We start from the raw sequence: 19,154 nt of genomic DNA on the forward strand, positions 1-19,154 counted from the left end.
CGAAGTTCGCTGTGGCTGTGATCGTACTCAGATGAAGGCTTGGGAGGCCAGACCCGCAATGACGGCACCGACCAGCGGCCCGAAGACCGGGACCCAGGAATAGGCCCAGTCGGAGCCGCCCTTGTTCGGGATCGGCAGCAGGGTGTGGACGATGCGGGGCCCGAGGTCACGGGCGGGGTTGATGGCGTATCCGGTGGGGCCGCCCAGCGAGGCGCCGATGGCGACGACGATGAGGGCGACTGCCAACGGGCCCAGCCTGTCCGGTGTTCCCCCGAAGACGAGGATGACGAAGACGAGCACGAAGGTCGCGAGGACCTCGGTGACGAAGTTCCAGCCGTAGGAGCGGATCTCCGGGCCGGTCGAGAATGTGCCGAGGATGCTGGCGGCGTCCTTCTCCTCGTCGTAGTGCTTCTTGTACGCGGCCCAGGCGAGGAACGCGCCGAGCATCGCACCGATCATCTCGGCGGCGAGGTAGGCGACTGTATTGGCGAAGGTGACCGGAATCCCCTCCGCGTATTCGGAGGCCCCGCTGAAGAGGATGCCGAAGGTCACTGCCGGGTTGAGGTGCGCTCCGGTCTTGAAAGCGACGAAGACACCGGCGAAGACCGCGAGGCCCCAACCGAACGAGATCAGCAGCCAGCCGCCCGCGTTGCCCTTGGTCTTGCCGAGCACGACGTTGGCGACGACGCCGACGCCGAGCAGCATGAGCATCGCCGTACCGGCGATCTCATAGAGAAAGATAGTGCCCATATCTCACAAACTCCTCATGTCTGTTCTGTCCGCGGGTTTCAGGGATTGGCGGATTCGACGAGGGCGGCGGCTGAGGCATCGTCGTCTGTGCCCTCGGCCGCGACCTGTGCGTCGACGTGGTTGTTGAAAGCCGTGACCTCGGCCGCTTCCCGTTCGGCGTCCCAGCCCAGGAGCGGCGCGACGATCGCAGCGACTGCCTCGGCGGCGCTCTTGCCCCGGTCACGCACCTCGTAGTTCAGTCGCATGCGCCGTTCGAGGATGTCGTCGAGGTGGACGACGCCCTCTGCGATCGCGGCGTAATGGGCCTCGACGCGCAGATACCGTTCGGCACCGGGCAGCGGCTGCCCGAGCTCGGGATCGTCGTCGACGAGGTCGAGCAGATCCTCGATGAGGGTGCCGTAGCGGCGGATGAGGCGGCCGACGCGCTCTTCGTCCCAGCCGTACTTCTCGGCGATGCCGGACTGTCCGCGGCGCAGCGCACCGACGCCCTGGGCACCGAGCAGCGGCACGGACTCCGTCAGGGAGCGGCGATCCTTCGCATCGTCGCCGAGGACGAAGTCGACGGCGTCCTCGGCCATCACCCGGTAGGTGGTGAATTTGCCGCCGGCGATGGCGGCCAGAGCCGGCTCCACCTCCATCACCGTGTGCTCACGGGACACCTTCGTCGAGGCCTGCCCTTCCTTAGCGACCGGCTGCAGCAGCGGGCGCAGACCCGAGTAGACGCCGATGACGTCATCGCGCGTGAGCTTCTCGGCCAGGATCGCATTCGCGTGCTCGAGCAGGTATTCGATGTCCTTCGACGTCGCCACGGGAGCGTCCACGTCCTCGTTCCACGGAGTGTCGGTGGTGCCGATGACCCAATAGCCGTCCCACGGGATGACGAAGAGCACGGACTTCTCGGTCTTCGAGATGATGCCGGTGTTCGCGTCGGCCTTGATCTTGTCCTGGGAGACGGTGATGTGCACACCCTTGGAGGCGAGCACCTTGAGACCGGCATCGGACTTCGCGAGGTCCTGCTGCTCCTCGGTCCAGACGCCGCCGGCGAGGATCGTGCGGCGGGCGTGGATGTCGAATTCCTCGCCGGTGACCTCGTCGCGGGCGCGCACTCCGGTGACCTCGGTACCGTTGTGGAGGTAGTCGATGACGGAGACATGGTTGGCTGCGGCGGCGCCGTATCCGACAGCCGAGCGGATGAGGGTCATAACGAAGCGGGCGTCGTCGACCTTCGCATCGTAGTATTCGAGCGCTCCGACTGCGGCATCGTCGGCCAGGCCCGGGAAGTGCGAGCTCAGAGCCTTCTTGCTCAGATGACGGTGCATCGGCACCGCCCGTTTGCGGCCGGGCCGGGTGGCCATCGTGTCGTAGAGGAGGACGCCCGAGCCGATGAAGGCCCTGTCGATGAGTCGATGTTCGAAGGGGAAGACGAAGGCCACCGGCTCGACGAGATGAGGCGCGGTGTGCTGGAGGAGCAGGTCGCGTTCCTTGAGTGCCTCGGCGACGAGCTTGAAGTCGAGCATCTCCAGGTAGCGCAGGCCGCCGTGCATGAGCTTGGACGACCGAGAGGAGGTGCCCGAGGCCCAGTCCTTGGCGTCGACGACGCCGACCTTGAGCCCGCGGGTGGCCGCATCGAAAGCCGATCCGGCTCCGGTGACGCCGCCGCCGACGACGAAGACGTCGAGGGGGTCATCGGCAGTGGTGCTCTTCAGGGTGTCGAGGGCCTGAGCACGGAACGATGGTGAGAGCTCAGCATTTCGCATAGTCCGGTCTGTTCCTTCTTTCAGATATTCAGGAGTCCACCGTTGTCGTCACCGGAGCACAGCTTCGGCTTCTGACTGAGCGGTTATTCAAAAACTAGCAGGCGAAACTGAATTCCGGTGTCTTCGAAGATATGAATTCGCGCTCAGTCGAGTGCGGCGACGGACTCCATGCGCATGGCCGAGGACTGCTCGGCCGAATCCAGCAGATCGAGTTTGCGCATGATGATGCCTTCTCGCAGCGCCCAGGGTGAGATGTTCATGACGCCGACGTCGAAGATCGTGAAGGCCGCCTCGGCGACGATCGCGCCGGCCAGCACCTGACCGGCGCGGGCTTCGGAGACTCCGGGAAGTTCCGCCCGCTCCGCCGGAGTGCGGGAGGCCAGCGTGTCGATGATGCCTTCGAGATCGCGGCGGAAGAGTTTGCGGGGCGCATAGATCCCGTCCCCGCTCGGGGCTGCGCCGGCGATGCGCGCCAGTGACCGGAAGGTCTTCGAAGAGCCGACGACCTGGTCGGGAATGCCGACGCGGTTGATCTTGCCGGCGATGCGGCCGATCTGTGCGCGAGCGTGCTTGCGCAGGTTGTGGACGTCGTCGGCCGTGGGGATCGGATCGGTGAGGAACTCCGAATAGGTGCGTCCGGCACCGAGCGGGACCGAGACGGCCGCCTGCGGGTATTCGTCCTGCCCGGCTGCGATCTCGAGCGAACCGCCGCCGATATCGAGCAGCAGGATCTTGCCGGCGGACCAGCCGAACCAGCGGCGGGCGGCGAGGAAGGTCACGCGAGCCTCGTCCTTGCCGGTCATGACGTTGAGGGTCACCCCGAGCTGGGCGTTGATGGAGTCGATGAGGGCCACACCGTTCGGTGCGTCGCGGACCGCCGAGGTGGCGAAGGCCAGGATCTGCTCGGCTCCCTGGTCCTCGGCGATCTCGACCGCCTCGGTGACGAAGTCGTGCAGGCGTTCCTGGCCTTCGGCATCGATCGTTCCGTCGTCGCTGAGGTGCTCGGCGAGACGGAGCACCTCCTTGTGCGAGGTGGCCGGCAGCGGCGGGGCTCCGACATGAGCGTCGACGACGAGGAGGTGGACGCTGTTGGAGCCGATATCGAGGACAGCTAGACGCATTCGGCCAGTTTATCGCGGGAAAGGGACCGATCGGCACTTTTGGGTGCTTCCGCTGCTGAGAACGGCCGAGCCTCTTCTGCCGAGGGGACCACTCGGCGCCGAAGGGACCAGATGTGACCGGTCCTCTCGGCGCCGAGCGGTCCGCTCGGTGGAGCTCAGTCCCAGGCGGATTTGGTGAAGGTGAACTCCGGTGGGCGCTTGGCGAAGAACGCCTCCTGACCGCGGGCGATCTCCCGGCGGTAGGCCGCGTCGAGCCAGGCCGGCGGTGCCGCGACGTCCGAGCCGCCGGCCGCCGATGCGTCGGCGCTCGCCGAGGCGGCCCCCTCGCCGGGCGGACGTCCGTCGAGGATCGCTTTGGCTCCGATCTGGCTCAGCCGAGAGAGACCGACGATCCGCTCCCCCAGCGCCTGTGCCGTGTCCAGGGGAGAGTCCGAGACCTCATGGAAGAAGCCGAGCTCGTCCATCTTCTCGAACTTCACGATCGAAGCCGTGATCAGCAGATACCTCGCCCAGGTGTCGCCGAGGACCTGCGCCAGCCGCTTCGTGGGACCGGCCGGGTAGACGAGACCGAGTTTGGCGGCGGTGACGCCGAAGATCGATCCGGGGGCGGCGATGCGGATATCGCAGGCGGCCGCGATCTCGGTGCCGCCGCCCACGCAGTTGCCTGTGATGGCGGCGATCGTCGGAGTCCGCGAATTCGCCACGGCCGCCTCGGCGGTGGAGTTGAGCTCCCAGAAATCGGGCAGCGGAACATCCAGATCCGCGATGTCCGAACCGGCGGAGAAGTGCCCGCCGGCACCGGTGATCACGAGCGCACCGATCGAGTCGTCGGCGTCGACGGAGGCGATGATCCCGGGGAGCGCCCGCCACATCGGGCGGGAGATCGCATTGCGCTTCTCGGTCCGATCAATGACGAGGGTTCCGACTCCACCGGCGACGGTGAAGTCGAAACCCTCGAGATCGACCGGACGGTAGGTGCCGTCAGCGGTCATATGCTGTGCCTTTCCTGCCGCGCTCAGCCCCGGCTGTCGGGAACTTCGCGCTGGTCCTCACCGTCATAGGCGCTCAGGGGACGGATCAGGGCGTTGTTCGCCTGCTGCTCGAGGATGTGAGCGGTCCACCCGGTGATGCGCGACATCACGAAGATCGGAGTGAACTGCTCGGTGTCGAAGCCCATCAGGTGGTAGGCCGGGCCCGAAGGGTAGTCGAGGTTGGGGTAGATGCCCTTGCGTGAGACGAAGTCCTCTTCGAAGGCGTTGTAGAGAGCGAGCAGATCCTTCGCCCCCTTGGCCTCGACCATGTCCTCGAAGGCCTTGCGCATGGTGGGAACGCGCGAATCGCCGTTCTTGTACACACGATGGCCGAAGCCCATGATCTTCGCCTTCTTGGCCAGCGCTTCGTCGATCCAGGCCGAAGCCCTGTCGGCGGTGCCGACCTCTTCGAGCATCGCCATGACGGCCTCGTTGGCCCCGCCGTGCAGGGGCCCCTTGAGCGCGCCGACGCCGCCGGCGACGGCCGAGTACAGATCGGACGTCGTCGAGGTGATCACTCGGGTGGTGAAGGTCGAGGCGTTGAAGGAGTGCTCGGCGTAGAGGATCATCGACACGTCGAAGCAGCGCACGACCTCCTTGGCGGGTACCTCATCGAAGACCATCTTGAAGAAGTTCGCGGCGTAGCCGAGGTCCTGCGTCGGCGCGACGGGGTCGAGGCCGTGGCGCCGACGGTGGTCGATGGCCACGATCGTCGGCAGCTGGGCATAGAGGCGCTCGGCTTTGGCGAGGTTCGCCTCCTCGCCTTCGACATCGGCCTCGGGGTCGACGGCACCGAGGTAGGCCACAGCGGTCTGCACGACGTGCATGGGGTGGCAGTCCTTGGGCAGGTCGAGGATGAGCTGGACCAGCTTGTCGTCGATCGTCCGCTGCGAGCGCTCGCGGGCCTGGAACTCTTCGAGCTGCGATTCGGTGGGCAGTTCGCCGTTCCAGATGAGGTAGGCGACGTCCTCGAAGCTGCGCTTGGCGGCGAGCTCCTGAACCGGGTACCCGCGATAGGTCAGGGAGTTGGTCTCCTGGACCACCTTGGAGACGGCCGTGGTGTCGACGACGACGCCGGCCAGGCCCTTCTTGATTTCTTCGGTCACTGGTGACCCTCCTGTGAGAAGTTGAATACGGCAGCGTCAAAATCGTTGTACGCAGCGTAGTCGATCGTGTCGTACAGGTCCGCACGGGTCTGCATGCCCTCGAGCAGGTCCACCTGGGTGCCCTGATCGCGGATGGTCTGCAGGCCCGACTTGATCGCACCCATGGCGAGACGCAGAGTCGTGACCGGGTAGATCACGAGCTTGACTCCGACGTTCGCCAACTGCTCGGTCGTGAACAGTTCGCTCTTTCCGAATTCTGTCATGTTCGCCAGAATCGGCACATCCACGCTGGAGGCGAACTTCTCGAACTCGCCCAGATCGCGCATGGCTTCGGGGAAGATCAGATCCGCGCCGGCGTCGACGTAGGCCTTTGCCCGGTCGATCGCCGCGTCGAGGCCCTCGCCGGCACGGGAATCGGTGCGAGCGCTGATGACGAAGTTCTCATCGCGGCGGCCTTTCACGGCGGCTTTGATGCGTTTGCTCATCTCTGCGGCGGTGACCACCTCTTTGCCGTCGAGGTGGCCGCAGCGCTTCGGGTTGACCTGATCCTCGAGGTGCATCCCCGAGATCCCGGCGTCCTCGAACTCCTGGACTGTGCGAGCCACGTTCATGGCCTCGCCCCAGCCGGTGTCGGCGTCGATGAACGTCGGCAGGTTCGTCACCCGGGCGATGTTGCGTCCGTGGTCGGCCACCTCGGTGAGCGTGGTCAGCCCGATATCGGGCAGGCCCATGGCCGCAGAGAACGCACCGCCGGAGATGTAGACGCCCTCGAATCCGGTCTGTTCGATGATCTGAGCGTTGATCGGGTTGATGGCGCCGGGGAACTGGACGATCTGATCGCCGGCGAGCAGATCGCGGAACTTCGCGCGGCGCTCAGCCGGGGTTGCAGTTGCGCCCAGCATCAGAAGATGCCCTTCGATCCGCTGTGCTCGAGGCCGTCGACGGTGAAGGACAGTTCGGCCACGCCCTTCGCGTCGAGGTTCTCGAGGTTCTCGGCCAGGTCGAGGAAGCGGGCCTGCTCGGAATCGCTGACGATGCCCTCGGCCAGGGTCTTGAACTTCTCGACGTAGTTCGCACGAGCGAAGGGACGAGCGCCGAAGGGATGCGCGTCGGCGACGGCGATCTCGTCGACCAGGGTCGAGCCGTCCTCGAATTCGATTTCGACGCGTCCGCCGAAGGCCTTCTCGTTCGGGTCGGTCGAGTGGTAGCGACGGGTCCACTCGGGATCCTCGGTGGTCTCGATCTTGTGCCAGAGCTCGACGGTGTCGGGGCGACCGGCACGCTCGGGGGCGTAGGAGTGCTCGTGGTGCCAGCCCTGGTCCTGCATGGCCACAGCGAAGATGTACATGATCGAGTGGTCGAGGGTCTCACGGCTGGCACCAGGATCCATCTTCTGCGGATCGTTCGCGCCGGTGCCGATGACGTAGTGGGTGTGGTGCGAGGTGTGGATGACGACGCGCCTGATCTTCGTCAGGTCCTCGATCTCACCGCCGAGCTTGCGGGCGAGGTCGATGAGCGCCTGGGCCTGGTACTCGGCCGAGTGCTCCTTGGTGTAGGTGTCGAGGATCGCGCGCTTGGACTCGCCCTTGCCGGGAAGCGGGATCGTGTAGCGGGCCTCGGGACCGGAGAGGATCCACGCGATGAAGCCGTCCTCGCCCTCGTAGATCGGGTTCGGCGCGCCTTCGCCGCGCATCGCACGGTCGACGGCCTCGACGGCCATCTTGCCGGCGAAGGCGGGAGCGTGGGCCTTCCAGGACGAGATCTCGCCCTTGCGCGACTGACGGGTCGCCGTGGTCACGTGCAGAGCCTGCTGGACGGCCTGGAAAGTGACCTCCGTGGGCAGGTGGAGCATGGCTCCGATGCCGGCTGCGGCCGAGGGGCCGAGGTGGGCTACGTGGTCGATCTTGTGCTCGTGCAGGCACATGCCCTTGACGAGGTCGACCTGGATCTCGTAGCCGGTGGCGACACCGTTGATGAGGTCCTTGCCGTCGATGCCCTTGTGCTGGGCGACGGCGAGGACCGGCGGGATGTTGTCGCCGGGATGGGAGTACTCGGCGGCGAGGAAGGTGTCGTGGAAGTCGAGTTCACGGACGGCCACGCCGTTGGCCCAAGCGGCCCATTCCGGCGAGAAGCGGTCGGCCAGCGGGAGACCGAAGATGCTGGCGCCCGGGGTGAACGGGTGGGTCTGCGCCTGCTCGCGGGCGTGCATCGGAGCGGAGCGGCGCACCGAGGCGGCCGCGACGGAGGCGTTGTCGATGATGCGGTTGATGACCATCTCGGTGACGTCGGAATCGACCGGTGTCGGATCGGATGCGACCTCTGCGATCTTCCAGGCGAGCTGATCCTCTCGAGCCAGGTTCTCTGAGCTCTTATGAGTGCGGACTTCATGATTGATCATGGGTACCCCTTCATAGTCCTCGACCGGTTCCGGTCGGAAAGTGCTGACACAACTGTAGGCCACGTCACTTGGGCAGTTCTCTGCCGGTCGGAAATTTATCTCGATGTCAAGATACTTTACCCGATGTGTGTGCTGGTTCACCACCAAAGCCGCGGAGCGCTTCTGCCTCGGCCCACGATGTGGGACGATTGCCTCATGACTCGAACTGCCCTGGACTTCGACGAGAACTGGTTCGACGACGCGGAGTACGCCCAACTGCGCAGACGCCTGCCGATCCCCTATGTCAACGCGATCCCGGTGCGAGTGGGAGAGTCGGGCAACGTCGAGCGCATCGGACTGCTGCTGCGCAGCCTCGAGGACGGGACCCTGGGGCGGGAGGTCGTCGGCGGACGCATCCGCTTCCACGAGACCATCCGCTCCGCGCTCATGCGCCATGCGGAGAACGATCTGGGCCCGATGGCGCTGCCGGTCGTCCCGCCGGCGATCTCGCCGTTCCACATCGCCGAGTACTTCCCCACCGAGGGATCCTCTCTGCTCCACGATCCGCGCCAGCATGCCATCTCCATGTGCTTCATCCTCGAGGTCCGCGGTGAGTGCACCCCACGCGCCGACGCCCTCAGCCTCGACTGGCTGACCCCCGAGGAGACGCTGCGTCCCGATATCACGGGCGAGCTCTGCTACGGCCAGGAACACGTCCTCAAGGCCGCGCTCACCCATCTGGGCTTCCCGGTCTGAGACCGAGGCTCTCACCCGCACATTTTTCTACGCCGCGTAGAAGCCTCTTGGTAGGATGGTCCCGACGCCGTCGATACCGCCAGTCGGGGCCGTCGTCGGCGTCCGGGTTGGCAAGGCCCCGACCGAGAGGTCCGAGATGTCTGCCCAGTCCCGTCCGTCCGAAACACGCCCGTCAGAGTCAGGCCTCTCCCGAGAGGTCGGAGTCCTCGTCGGCTTCGACGGCTCCGAACTCTCAGCTCTGGCCGTCCGCCGCGGCGCGGTCGAGGCCGAGCGCCGGCATACCGCGCTGACCGTCGTCACCGCCTATGCGCTGCCGACGATGATCTATCCGAACATGGCCTCCCTCCCCAGCGAGCCCGAAGACGTGACCGCGAAGAAGGAAGCGGAGGCGACCCTCGCCGAGGCGGTCGAGCTGTTGCGAGATCACCCCGGTGAGAAGAGCTTCCGCACCGCACCGGGCGATGCCGCCGGCGTCCTCGTCACCCTCAGCTCCGAGGCCGAGGTCGTCATCGTCGGCGCGCGAGGTCGCGGCGGCTTCATGGGCCGCGTGCTGGGATCGGTCTCCACCGCCCTTCCGGCCCATGCGCACTGTCCGACCATCGTGGTGCCGCAGCATGCCGCACCCGACTCAGCACAGAACGGCCCCGTGGTCGTCGCCGTCGACGGCTCGGACACAGGACGCGTCGCCATGTTCACCGCGGCCGCCGAGGCCGCGGTGCGCGAAGCTCCGCTCGAGGTCGTCTCGGTGCTGCCGACGGGAGACGAATGGCTGTACTGGTACCCCGAGCTCGAGCTCAGCTCGGAGGTCTCAGGGCGTCGGCAGAAGGAGCTCGCCGCCGGGCTCGAGAGAGAGGTCGCCGAGCTTCGCGAGCAGTTCCCCTCGCTGTCCGTATCCACATCGGTTCCGATCGGCGATCCCACCGAGACACTCATCGAAACCAGCGCCCGCGCCCAGCTGACCGTGCTGGGCACGCGCGGTCGCGGACGTCTGAAGAGCGCTTTGCTCGGCTCCGTCTCCCGCGGTGTCCTCAACCGTGCCGCGGGACCGGTGATGGTGGTGCCGAGCTGATCGGCGTCGCCGGGCGCCCCTGAGACCCGCTGCCTCTCACCGCCGTCTGCTGTACAGTGGTGGCTACGACAGGGGAGCGCCATCAGGGGCGCTGAGAGTGCAGAAGAAGCTGCAGACCCTCGAACCTGATGCGGTCAGTACCGCCGAAGGAAGTCGAGACTCTTCCACCCCTCCTTGATCCGAGGAGGCACAATGCCGAAAACCACCACGTCGAATTCCGCACCGTCCACGGCACCGGCCCACACCCTGGCGCCGAAGACGAAGAAATGGCGGGTCGTCGACTACGTCACCACCGCCGTGCTCGGCATCGCCGTCGGACTCGTGTTCTGGGTGCTGGCGCTGAGCTGGAAGATCCTCGAGCTCGCCTTCCAGGCGTTCCCGCCCTCGATCGGGCTCATCGCCGGCCTGTGGGTCCTCGCCGGCCCCCTGGCCGGTGCGATCATCCGCAAACCCGGGGCCGCACTCCTGTGCGAACTCATCGCCGCCATCGTCGAAGCGGTCCTCGGCTCTCACTTCGGCGCAGCCGTGCTGCTGTCGGGGCTCGTCCAGGGTCTCGGCGCCGAACTCGTCTTCGCCGCCTTCGGCTACAAGCGGTTCACGCTCTGGATCACCGCACTGGCCGGAATGCTGGCCGCGGCTTTCATGGCCGTGAGCGAGAACATCATGTACAACGCCGAATGGCAGTTCGGCTTCCAGACCGTCTATGCCGTGTGCGCGATCGTCTCGGGCCTCGTCATCTCCGGCATCGGCGCCTGGTACGCCCATCGGGCGATCGCGAGGACGGGCGCGCTGAGCTCCTTCGCCTCCGGTCGCCTGCGCTGATGGGGCTGCCGATCACGGCGCGGGAGTACTCGTGGACGCATGCCGACCGTGATGCTCCCGCCGTCGGTCCTCTCGACCTCGAGATCACGGCCGGTGAGAGAGTCCTCGTCCTCGGACGCTCGGGAGCAGGCAAGTCGACTCTCCTCCATGCGCTTGCCGGTGTCCTGCCCGACGAGTCCGGAGAGGCGACCGGTGAGCTCCTCGTCGGAAACGCTCCCCCGGATCCTCGCCGAGGCGGCTCCGGGCTGGTCCTGCAGGATCCCGAATCGCAGGTGATCTTCTCTCGCGTCGGCGACGATGTCGCCTTCGGTATGGAGAACCTCGGGCTGCCCGCCGAGGTCATCGAGTCCCGGATCCCCGGCTCGCTGGCCGCACTCGGCCTCGATCTGCCGCTCGACCATCCGACGGCGGCGCTGTCCGGCGGCCAGAAGCAGCGCCTGGCCCTGGCCGGGATCCACGCGATGTCGCCTGAGGTCATCATCCTCGATGAACCCACAGCGAACATCGACCCGGACTCGGCCGCTGAGGTCCGCGACTCCGTCCTCTCCGTGCAGACTGCCGCCTCGGCGACGATGGTCATCGTCGAGCATCGGGTCGGACTGTGGCTCGACCACGTCGATCGCGTCATCGTGCTCGGTCCTCACGGGCTCCTCGCACAGGGTCCGCCGAAGCGGATCTTCTCCGACCCGAGCCTGTCCGAGGCGCTCATCGACTGCGGCATCTGGATGCCGCACGGATCGGAGACGACGTCAGGAGGGGGCTTGTCGCCCACAGCCGAGGCCGCGATCTGCTCGAGTCCCGGCGACGGACGAGGGGATGTGCTGCTGCGGGCCGCGGGCCTCGCCGTGGGCCGGCCGCGAGCGAAGGCACCGGCGGCGGCCGGCATCGATCTCGCCGTCCGCGCAGGAGAGGCTGTGGGCCTCGTCGGCCCCAATGGCGCCGGCAAGTCCACGACCGCGCTGACGCTGGCCGGTCTGCTTCCCGAGTTCGCGGGACGGGTCACCGCCGAGGCGGCGCTGCGGGGCGAGTCGAAGCACGCCCGTCCGTTCGCGTGGCCCTCGGCGCTGCTCGCGCCGCGCATCGGCATGGTCTTCCAGGAACCGGCACATCAGTTCCTCACCTCCGGTGTAGCCGCGGAGCTGAGTCTGGGACCGCGCCTGGCCGGGTGGTCGGACGCGGAGGTCGACGACCGCGTCGTCCAGCTGCTCGACGTGCTCGGCTTGCAGGCGCTGGCCGAAGCGCATCCGCAGAGCCTGTCCGGCGGCGAGAAGCGCCGCCTGTCGGTGGCGGCCATGCTCGCTCCCCGACCACAGGTCCTCATCGTCGACGAGCCGACCTTCGGCCAGGACGCTCTGACCTGGGCCGGGCTGGTCGAACTGTTCGTCGATGCCCTGGACCGCGGCTCGGCCGTCGTCGCCGTCAGCCATGATCATGCCTTCCTCGACGCGATCGGGGCCCGACGGGTCGACCTCGGGGCGTTCTCCACCTCCTCGACGGCTCGGGCAGGGGCGGGTGAGCGCGGTGAGTGAGCAATTGGCGCGCAGGCGGCAACCGCCACCCGAGGTGGGGGTGGAAGATCCCGGTCAGCTCATTCCCGTGGTGCGCAGCACGGCTCTGGTCCGATGCAATCCGCTGACGAAGATCACCATGGCGCTCATCCTCATGATCGGTGCGCTGTTGAGCATCGATGTCGTCTCTGCCGGTGTGGTGCTCGCGTTCTCACTGCTCGGGCTGCCCGCCACCGGGCTCGATCTCGCCGCGACGATCAGGCGGCTGTGGTTCCTTCCTGCCGGTGCTCTGCTCGCGGCGTGGGGGACGGCGATCCTCGCGGAGAAGACCGGGGAGGTCGTCATCGACTTCGGTCCGCTGCTCATGACAAGTGACTCCCTGGCTGCGGCTGCGGCGATCTTCGTGCGCGTCCTCGCCTTGGCGATACCGCTCATCGTGCTCGTCTCGACGATCGATCCGCGTGACCTCGCCGATGCGCTGATCCAGCATCTGCGGCTGCCCGAGGTCGTCGTCATCTCCGTGCTCGCCGCGAGCCGACTGCTGGGTCTGCTGGTCAGTGAGTGGCAGGTGCTGGCGATGGCCAGGCGGGCCAGAGGTGTGGCCGGCGGTTCGCTCGTTCGGCGCACCAGGAGTCTGTTCGGCGCGGTCTTCGTTCTGCTCGTGGTCTCGATCAGGCGTGCCACGACTCTGGCGATGGCGATGGAGGGTCGCGCATTCGGTCGTCCCGGACGCACGTGGCGCAGGCGATCGAGTTTCGCAGTCCGAGATGTCGCAGCGGTAGTCCACAGCCTGGTTGTCTGCGGGACAGCGATCGGAGCGGCTCACGTGCTCGGCGTCTGGAACCCGATCATCGGCTGAAACGAAGCGGAATCGTCGGAGCTGTTCCGCTTCCGGACGGTCAGAGCTGCTTGAGGAGGTCCTTGCCGAAGGCCCGCCATTTCTCGAGGGCTTCCGGACTGGCCAGCTTGGACGTGGTGAGGACGACGAGGGTCTTGTCTTCGCTCTTCGTCTCAGCTGCGGCTTCGATCTTGATGCCGCCGTCGAGGTTCGCTCGCCAGAAGGAGCGCTTCGCCGTCTCCGAGGTGCGGGGATCACCGTCGAGGGCCGTCTCGTTGAGGGTATCGCCGATCAGAGAGGCGAACTTTTCGATGAGTTCGGAACGATCGCCGGGCATCGTGCGGGACACGGCCACGTCGAAGGTGCCATCGGCACGCTGACCGGGCACGCGACGGCCGATCTCCTGTTCGTAGGCAACGACCGCGCCCTGGACCCACCAGCCGTGGTTGTCGACTCTGCCGTCGAACTGGGGATAGAGAGCGTCGGCGAGTTCTTTGTGACTCGCCGACGCTCCCCCGGCGGCTTCGAGGCGAGCATGGATATCGGCCCATGGCTCGCCGAGGGCCTTTTCTATCGATCCGATGTTCTGCGCCTTGGTCACCATGCCAGAAGTCTATTCGTCCGATCGATGCGAGATGAAGGCCAGGAAGGCGATCAGTCGATCTTGAGCTCGCCCATCTCGTCCCAGCCTTCGCCGTCGATCTTGCGTGAGATGATCTTCGGCGTCGAGGCCAGGTGCGGACGCATGGCTTCGAGTCCGGCGGCGAAGTGATCGCTCTTGACGTGCGGTTCCGCGCCTTCGTCGGTGAATGCCTCGACGAGGACGTACTCGTTCGGGTTCTCCAGGCTCTTCGACCATTCGAACCACAGGTTCCCGGGTTCTGCGCGCGTCGCCTCGGTGAAGGCGCGCACAGCCTCGGGGAATTTCTCGACGCTCTCGGGCTTCACGTCGTACTTCACAACGATGAAGATCATGGTGGATTCTCCTCGGTTGATTCTCGGTGGGGTCGGTGTCAGCTTAGTTCGAGCCGTTCGGCGTTGCGACCGCCCCGGGCTCCGCGGACAGGTCGAGGGTCCTCAGAGCCTCTCGGCGATGAGGACGAGGAAGTCGCTGTCGGCTTCGAAGGGGTGGAGTTCCCAGGTGGAGAACTTCAGGTCGACGAACATTCCGGTGGCCTTGATGTCCTCGACGAAATCGTCGAAGTCGTAGCCGCGGCCGGCTCCGAACCCGGAGACGAGACGTCCGCCGTGCTTGACCGTCGATTTGATGTTGCCCAGGGTCTGCCTGCGTGAGGCCGGGTCGAGGAAGGCGAGCACATTGCCGGCGCAGAAGGCCACGTCGATCTCGGTGATTCCGGCGCCGGCGAAGTCGAAGTCGGCGAGGTCGCCGGTGTGCCATTGGCCGCTCGGGAAGTCCTCCTCGGCGACGGCGATGAGGAATTCGTCGAGGTCGACACCGTAGACGGTGTGTCCCTCCTCGATGAGCAGCCCGCCGACGCGGCCGGTTCCGCAGCCGGCGTCGAGGATGCGGGCACCGCGCGGGGCCATCGCATTGACGAAGCGCGCTTCTCCGCCGATGTCGTGCCCCTCGGCGACGCGCTTGCGCCACATCTGGGCATAGTTGGCCGAATGCTCGGGATTGGCCCTGCGTACCTTGTTCCACTGATGGTCGAAGCTCATGCCCTCATCCTAGGCCGGAACTTCACGCGAAGACTTCGGCGACCACCTCGGCGACGGCGCGCACCGGCTCGCTCGGGTCCGGGGAGGTCAGGACGATGATCTCCCGCCCGCCCGCTTCGGCCACGGGTTGGAGTTCGACCTCGGCGCCGCCCAAGGACATCATGATCGGGGTCGCCAGGGTCAGTCCCAGCCCAGTCCCGGCCAGGGCGAGCGCGACGGCGGTGTCGGTGACGATATGCGTCTCCTTCGCGGTGATCCCCAGCGCCGAGGTGGCCAGACGCATCGCGCGTCCGAAGAGCTCCTCGGCCGGCGGGAGGATCCAATCGGCCTCGGCCAGCTGCCCGGGCCGCGGCTTCGCCGATCCGGCGGGCACGACGATGCCGAAGTCCTCCCCGGCCACGGCTTCCCAGCTCAGCCCTCGCATCGCCGGCAGCGGCACGGCCGGATAGTTGATCCCGATCCCCAGATCGATGACTCCGTCGATGACGGCCGAGGACATCGTCTCGACGTTGATCTCACGGGCTCGGACCTCGATATCGGGGTGGCGCTTCTCGAGCCGGCGCACCACCTGCGGCAGCGCCGTGGTCGATGCCGATCCGAAGACGCCGAGGGTGACGATGGCCTCGCTGCGGAAGTCCCGGCCGAGCATCGCCATCTCGGCCTGCTTCTGCGCGGCGAGGATGTTCCTGGCCCGGGGCAGCAGCGTGCGACCGGCCTCGGCGAGGACGAGGCCGCGACCGCGGCGCAGGAACAGATCGGAATCGACGACGCGCCGCAGAGCGGTGATGTGCTGGGAGACGGCCCCGACGCTGTAGCCGAGGTGCTCGGCGGCACGCGTCATCGAGCCGAGCTCTGCCACAGCGACGAAAGTGCGCAGCTGCCCGAGTGTCCAAGCCATGAGTGCATGATAGCGACTTTCACACTTCCTAAACAAAGCGTTCATAAACTCTCTCTTGTCCTTAACTGTGATCGGACGCACAATGGTGACATGTCACAGTCCGCCGACATCGTCGTCGGCATCTTCCGCTGCTGCGGCGGCCGACGGAGGCCGTCGCAGCAGCAGACAGTGAGGTGAAACGTGGAGACCCCGACCACTTCGAACAGCCCGCATTCCGCAGCCGATTCGATGCCCGAAAGCGCCTCGGTCGTCATCATCGGTGCAGGTGTGATGGGGGCGGCCATCGCCTACCATCTGGCCGAACGCGGGGTCGAGGACATCGTCCTCGTCGAACGCGACACCCCCGGCTCCGGCTCGACGTCGAAGGCGGCAGGAGGTGTGCGCTGTCAGTTCTCCGACGAGGTGAATATCGCCCTCGCCGCGCGCGGCCTCGAGGTGCTGCGGAACTTCGAGGCCGATTTCGGCGTCGACATCGATCTCGTCAGCAACGGCTACCTGTTCCTCCTCGACTCGAACGAATCCGCCGATGCCTTCGCCGCGAATGTCGCCCTCCAGCAGAGGATGGGCCTCGTTTCGCGGATGCTCACCGTCGCCGAGGTGGCCGAACTCGCCCCCTTCGTCGACACCGAAGGCCTCGTGGCAGGGGCATTCAACCCCGGGGACGGGCATTGCACCCCCGAGGCGGTCGTCTCCGGCTACATCACCGCTGCACGAGAGCGAGGCGTGCGCGTGCTCAAGAACTGCGAGGTGACCGGCTTCGAAGCCGACGACGGCCCCAGCCGCCGCGTCACCTCGGTGATCACCGACCGTGGAACCATCTCCTGCTCCCAGGTCGTGTGCGCGGCCGGAGCCTGGTCGGGCCTCATCGGGCAGCTGGCCGGCGTCGACCTGCCGGTGAAGCCTCTGCGGCGCGAGATCATGGTCAGCGAACCGGTCGACTTCGACACGAGCGGCATGCCATTCACCATCGACTTCTCGACCAGCTACTACGTCCACCCGGAAGGATCCGGCCTGCTCTTCGGCTGCCCCGACGAGGTCGATGACTGGTCGTTCAACGACAAACGCGACCCGAACTGGCTGTCGACACTGGCCGAGCACATCGCCGCCCGCACGCCCGCACTCGGCGAGGTCGAGGCCAAGCACGGCTGGGCGGGTCTGTACGAGATGACTCCCGACCACAATGCGCTCATCGGTGAGGCCGAGGAGCTGTCCGGGTTCTTCTACGCCTGCGGGTTCTCCGGCCACGGCTTCCTCATGGGCCCTGCCGTCGGGGAGGTGCTCGCCGATCTCATCACCGGAGGCGAGCCCTTCGTCGATGTCTCCCCGATGGACAAGCGTCGCTTCGCCACCACCGGGCTGCGCAAGGAGCTCAACGTGGTCTGAACTCTCCGTCCCGCCCCGCCACCTCGCAACGACCTCTGAAGAACTGATGAAACGACATTCGACGAAAGGACGGCAATGACCGCACTGCCCACCGACCAGACCATCTCCGAACTCCTGTCCTCAGGACTGAGCGCCTGCGGGGTCGACACCGACGCACTCAGGGCATCGGCCGCCTCGGCGAACCTGCCTGCCCGCTCCCCCATCACCGGTCAGGAGCTCGGCACCCTCGCCGCCGACACCGCGGAGACCGCAGCACACAAGATCGGCGCCGCCCAGACAGCCTTCGCGACCTGGCGCGATGTGCCCGCCCCCGCACGCGGGCAGCTCGTGCAGCGCTGGGGACAGCTGCTGGGAGAGCACAAGGAGGACCTGGCGAAGATCATCACCGTCGAAGCAGGCAAGACCCCCTCGGAGGCGGCCGGCGAGGTGCAGGAGATGATCGACATCTGCGAATTCGCCCTCGGGCAGTCCCGGCAGCTGTGGGGCAAGACCATGCCGAGCGAGCGCCCGGGGCACCGTCTCATGGAGACCTGGCATCCGCTCGGCGTCGTCGGGGTCATCTCCGCCTTCAACTTCCCCGTGGCCGTGTACTCGTGGAACACGGCGCTCGCGCTGGTCGCCGGTGACGCGGTGGTGTGGAAGCCCTCGGAGAACGCGGTCCTCGCAGCCCTCGGGGCACAGTCGCTCCTGGCCCGCGCCGCAGCCGAGGTCGGAGCACCGGAGAACCTCGTGCCCGTCCTCGTCGGCGGTCGTGACATCGGCGATGTCATGGTCCGCGACGAGCGCGTGGCCTTGGTCTCGGCGACCGGTTCGGTGCGGATGGGACGTGAGGTCGGCCCCGTGGTGGCAGAGCGCTTCGGACGGATCCTGCTCGAGCTCGGCGGCAACAACGCAGCCATCGTGGCTCCGAGCGCCGACATCGATCTGGCGTTGCGCGGGGTGGTCTTCGCCGCTGCCGGCACCGCCGGTCAGCGCTGCACGACCCTGCGTCGGCTGATCGTGCACGAGTCCATCGCCGATGAGTTCGTCGACAAGATCGTCGCGGCGTACAAGACACTGAGCATCGGCTCGCCGACCGAAGACGGAGTGCTCGTGGGCCCGCTCATCAATGAGGGCTCGTACGAGGCGATGCAGGCGGCCCTCGAGCAGGCGAAGTCCGAAGGCGGTGAGGTCCTCTGCGGCGGCGGACGCGTGCTGGCCGAGGAACGTCCGGATGCGCATTATGTCGAACCGGCGGTCGTGCGGATGCCGTCACAGACCGCGGTGATGAAGGACGAGACCTTCGCCCCGATCCTCTATGTCGTGACCTATTCGGACCTCGACGAGGCGCTCGAGATCCACAACGGGGTTCCGCAGGGTCTGTCCTCGGCGATCTTCACTTCAGAGCTCGCCGAATCCGAGAGATTCCTCTCGCGGTCGGACTGCGGCATCGCCAATGTCAACATCGGCACCTCGGGAGCGGAGATCGGCGGCGCCTTCGGCGGTGAGAAGGAGACCGGCGGCGGACGCGAATCCGGTTCGGACTCGTGGAAGGCCTATATGCGACAGGCCACGAACACGATCAACTACTCCGGCGAGCTGCCGCTGGCACAGGGAGTCGAGTTCCTCTGACCCTCGGGCTCCTGCCGCTCGCTCAAGGGCGGGCTCGGATGTGTCGCCGTCGAAAGCCACATTTCTGAGCTCGCCCTTGAGCGAGCGTATGCGTCCGGCGCTACGCTCTGGGAGCGCCCTCGGCCGATGCTCGTTTCCTCTGCTTCTTCCTAAATTCGATGAGCTGGGCGGCAAAACCGATCAGGGCGAGCGGCGCGAAGAAGCACAGCCAGAGCATCCACTCTCGGTCGCCTTCGTGCAGGAGATCGGCTCCCGAGGTCACCGCCAGCGCGAATGACATGCCGAGAGCGAAAGCCGCGATGATGTTTCCCATGGCCTCAAGCCTACTTTTGGACAAGCCCTCCTGCGAATGAGCGAAGCGGCTCGGGAAGCGTCTGCCGCGTCATTCCGCTCACAGAACCGGATGCGCCCGCGACCACGGCCGGGCCAGGGACTAAAATCGATGTC

At 66.6% G+C, this 19,154-nt stretch carries 19 protein-coding genes and 1 riboswitch; of the genes, 7 read left to right on the forward strand and 12 right to left on the reverse strand.

Going from position 1 to position 19,154, the window contains the following annotated elements:
* Positions 1-27 precede the first annotated feature (27 nt).
* The 7 genes from IIE29_RS13655 to IIE29_RS13685 all read right to left on the reverse strand — a co-directional run bounded on the left by IIE29_RS13655 (position 28) and on the right by IIE29_RS13685 (position 8,163).
* The gene (locus IIE29_RS13655; RefSeq protein ID WP_209325839.1) at positions 28-750 is read right to left on the reverse strand and encodes an MIP/aquaporin family protein; all 723 of its coding nucleotides are present in this window, start codon (positions 748-750) and stop codon (positions 28-30) included.
* A 38-nt stretch (positions 751-788) separates the two neighbouring features.
* A complete protein-coding gene (locus IIE29_RS13660; protein WP_209325840.1) occupies positions 789-2,507 on the reverse strand; it encodes a glycerol-3-phosphate dehydrogenase/oxidase in 1,719 nt (572 codons plus the stop codon).
* A gap of 143 nt (positions 2,508-2,650) precedes the next feature.
* Complete coding sequence (locus IIE29_RS13665; protein WP_209325841.1) at positions 2,651-3,628, reverse strand: Ppx/GppA phosphatase family protein; 978 nt, start codon at positions 3,626-3,628, stop codon at positions 2,651-2,653.
* A gap of 155 nt (positions 3,629-3,783) precedes the next feature.
* Entirely contained in the window at positions 3,784-4,620 is an 837-nt protein-coding gene (locus IIE29_RS13670) for an enoyl-CoA hydratase/isomerase family protein (protein WP_209325842.1), read from the reverse strand.
* A 23-nt stretch (positions 4,621-4,643) separates the two neighbouring features.
* Complete coding sequence (locus IIE29_RS13675) at positions 4,644-5,765, reverse strand: bifunctional 2-methylcitrate synthase/citrate synthase (RefSeq protein WP_209325843.1); 1,122 nt, start codon at positions 5,763-5,765, stop codon at positions 4,644-4,646.
* The gene (prpB, locus tag IIE29_RS13680) at positions 5,762-6,667 is read right to left on the reverse strand and encodes a methylisocitrate lyase (protein ID WP_209325844.1); all 906 of its coding nucleotides are present in this window, start codon (positions 6,665-6,667) and stop codon (positions 5,762-5,764) included. Before prpB ends, IIE29_RS13675 begins: the two co-directional genes overlap by 4 nt.
* On the reverse strand, positions 6,667-8,163 hold the full coding sequence (locus IIE29_RS13685; RefSeq protein WP_209325845.1) for an MmgE/PrpD family protein: 1,497 nt from the start codon (positions 8,161-8,163) through the stop codon (positions 6,667-6,669). The genes prpB and IIE29_RS13685 overlap by 1 nt, the downstream gene beginning before the upstream one ends.
* A gap of 195 nt (positions 8,164-8,358) precedes the next feature.
* Between IIE29_RS13685 and IIE29_RS13690 the strand changes: the two genes are divergently transcribed.
* From IIE29_RS13690 to IIE29_RS13710, 5 genes are all read left to right on the forward strand, one after another.
* Entirely contained in the window at positions 8,359-8,898 is a 540-nt protein-coding gene (locus IIE29_RS13690; protein WP_209325846.1) for a DUF4916 domain-containing protein, read from the forward strand.
* A gap of 136 nt (positions 8,899-9,034) precedes the next feature.
* On the forward strand, positions 9,035-9,967 hold the full coding sequence (locus IIE29_RS13695) for a universal stress protein (RefSeq protein ID WP_209325847.1): 933 nt from the start codon (positions 9,035-9,037) through the stop codon (positions 9,965-9,967).
* 60 nt (positions 9,968-10,027) lie between these two features.
* Positions 10,028-10,136: riboswitch (TPP riboswitch) on the forward strand.
* 23 nt (positions 10,137-10,159) lie between these two features.
* Positions 10,160-10,789, forward strand: a complete 630-nt coding sequence (locus tag IIE29_RS13700) for an ECF transporter S component (RefSeq protein WP_209325848.1) — start codon at positions 10,160-10,162, stop codon at positions 10,787-10,789.
* Complete coding sequence (locus IIE29_RS13705; RefSeq protein ID WP_209325849.1) at positions 10,789-12,318, forward strand: ABC transporter ATP-binding protein; 1,530 nt, start codon at positions 10,789-10,791, stop codon at positions 12,316-12,318. Before IIE29_RS13700 ends, IIE29_RS13705 begins: the two co-directional genes overlap by 1 nt.
* A 40-nt stretch (positions 12,319-12,358) precedes the next feature.
* The gene (locus IIE29_RS13710) at positions 12,359-13,156 is read left to right on the forward strand and encodes an energy-coupling factor transporter transmembrane component T family protein (protein ID WP_343071906.1); all 798 of its coding nucleotides are present in this window, start codon (positions 12,359-12,361) and stop codon (positions 13,154-13,156) included.
* Between the two features lie 40 nt (positions 13,157-13,196).
* On the opposite strand, the gene IIE29_RS13715 is transcribed toward IIE29_RS13710, so the two are convergent.
* The 4 genes from IIE29_RS13715 to IIE29_RS13730 all read right to left on the reverse strand — a co-directional run bounded on the left by IIE29_RS13715 (position 13,197) and on the right by IIE29_RS13730 (position 15,713).
* Positions 13,197-13,739: a hypothetical protein gene (locus IIE29_RS13715; protein WP_209325850.1), complete on the reverse strand. Its 543-nt coding sequence runs from the start codon at positions 13,737-13,739 to the stop codon at positions 13,197-13,199.
* 50 nt (positions 13,740-13,789) lie between these two features.
* Positions 13,790-14,110 (reverse strand): putative quinol monooxygenase, encoded by a 321-nt coding sequence (locus tag IIE29_RS13720; protein ID WP_209325851.1) that lies wholly within the window; start codon positions 14,108-14,110, stop codon positions 13,790-13,792.
* Between the two features lie 102 nt (positions 14,111-14,212).
* Positions 14,213-14,815 (reverse strand): class I SAM-dependent methyltransferase, encoded by a 603-nt coding sequence (locus tag IIE29_RS13725; protein WP_209325852.1) that lies wholly within the window; start codon positions 14,813-14,815, stop codon positions 14,213-14,215.
* Between the two features lie 22 nt (positions 14,816-14,837).
* Positions 14,838-15,713, reverse strand: coding sequence for a LysR family transcriptional regulator (locus IIE29_RS13730; protein WP_209325853.1), 876 nt, complete (start codon positions 15,711-15,713; stop codon positions 14,838-14,840).
* Between the two features lie 180 nt (positions 15,714-15,893).
* On the opposite strand from IIE29_RS13730, the gene IIE29_RS13735 reads away from it, so the two are divergent.
* Complete coding sequence (locus IIE29_RS13735) at positions 15,894-17,096, forward strand: NAD(P)/FAD-dependent oxidoreductase (protein WP_343071907.1); 1,203 nt, start codon at positions 15,894-15,896, stop codon at positions 17,094-17,096.
* 75 nt (positions 17,097-17,171) lie between these two features.
* Positions 17,172-18,707 (forward strand): L-piperidine-6-carboxylate dehydrogenase, encoded by a 1,536-nt coding sequence (amaB, locus tag IIE29_RS13740; RefSeq protein WP_209325854.1) that lies wholly within the window; start codon positions 17,172-17,174, stop codon positions 18,705-18,707.
* Positions 18,708-18,807: 100 nt separating this feature from the next.
* Here amaB and IIE29_RS13745 read toward each other — a convergent pair whose 3' ends face one another.
* Positions 18,808-19,020: a hypothetical protein gene (locus IIE29_RS13745; protein WP_209325855.1), complete on the reverse strand. Its 213-nt coding sequence runs from the start codon at positions 19,018-19,020 to the stop codon at positions 18,808-18,810.
* Positions 19,021-19,154: the final 134 nt, after the last annotated feature.

It is taken from the genome of Brevibacterium renqingii (genome assembly GCF_017808095.1).
GTDB classification, from domain to species: Bacteria; Actinomycetota; Actinomycetes; order Actinomycetales; family Brevibacteriaceae; genus Brevibacterium; species Brevibacterium renqingii.

Bases quoted from the DNA above. Each gene is read 5' to 3' on its own strand.
- IIE29_RS13700 (WP_209325848.1), top strand. From the start codon at position 10,160: ATGCCGAAAACCACCACGTCGAATTCCGCACCGTCCACGGCACCGGCC.
- prpB (WP_209325844.1), bottom strand. From the start codon at position 6,667: ATGCTGGGCGCAACTGCAACCCCGGCTGAGCGCCGCGCGAAGTTCCGC.
- IIE29_RS13705 (WP_209325849.1), top strand. From the start codon at position 10,789: ATGGGGCTGCCGATCACGGCGCGGGAGTACTCGTGGACGCATGCCGAC.
- IIE29_RS13660 (WP_209325840.1), bottom strand. From the start codon at position 2,507: ATGCGAAATGCTGAGCTCTCACCATCGTTCCGTGCTCAGGCCCTCGAC.
- IIE29_RS13730 (WP_209325853.1), bottom strand. From the start codon at position 15,713: ATGGCTTGGACACTCGGGCAGCTGCGCACTTTCGTCGCTGTGGCAGAG.
- amaB (WP_209325854.1), top strand. From the start codon at position 17,172: ATGACCGCACTGCCCACCGACCAGACCATCTCCGAACTCCTGTCCTCA.
- IIE29_RS13670 (WP_209325842.1), bottom strand. From the start codon at position 4,620: ATGACCGCTGACGGCACCTACCGTCCGGTCGATCTCGAGGGTTTCGAC.
- IIE29_RS13685 (WP_209325845.1), bottom strand. From the start codon at position 8,163: ATGATCAATCATGAAGTCCGCACTCATAAGAGCTCAGAGAACCTGGCT.
- IIE29_RS13690 (WP_209325846.1), top strand. From the start codon at position 8,359: ATGACTCGAACTGCCCTGGACTTCGACGAGAACTGGTTCGACGACGCG.
- IIE29_RS13695 (WP_209325847.1), top strand. From the start codon at position 9,035: ATGTCTGCCCAGTCCCGTCCGTCCGAAACACGCCCGTCAGAGTCAGGC.
- IIE29_RS13725 (WP_209325852.1), bottom strand. From the start codon at position 14,815: ATGAGCTTCGACCATCAGTGGAACAAGGTACGCAGGGCCAATCCCGAG.
- IIE29_RS13655 (WP_209325839.1), bottom strand. From the start codon at position 750: ATGGGCACTATCTTTCTCTATGAGATCGCCGGTACGGCGATGCTCATG.
- IIE29_RS13665 (WP_209325841.1), bottom strand. From the start codon at position 3,628: ATGCGTCTAGCTGTCCTCGATATCGGCTCCAACAGCGTCCACCTCCTC.
- IIE29_RS13745 (WP_209325855.1), bottom strand. From the start codon at position 19,020: ATGGGAAACATCATCGCGGCTTTCGCTCTCGGCATGTCATTCGCGCTG.
- IIE29_RS13720 (WP_209325851.1), bottom strand. From the start codon at position 14,110: ATGATCTTCATCGTTGTGAAGTACGACGTGAAGCCCGAGAGCGTCGAG.
- IIE29_RS13715 (WP_209325850.1), bottom strand. From the start codon at position 13,739: ATGGTGACCAAGGCGCAGAACATCGGATCGATAGAAAAGGCCCTCGGC.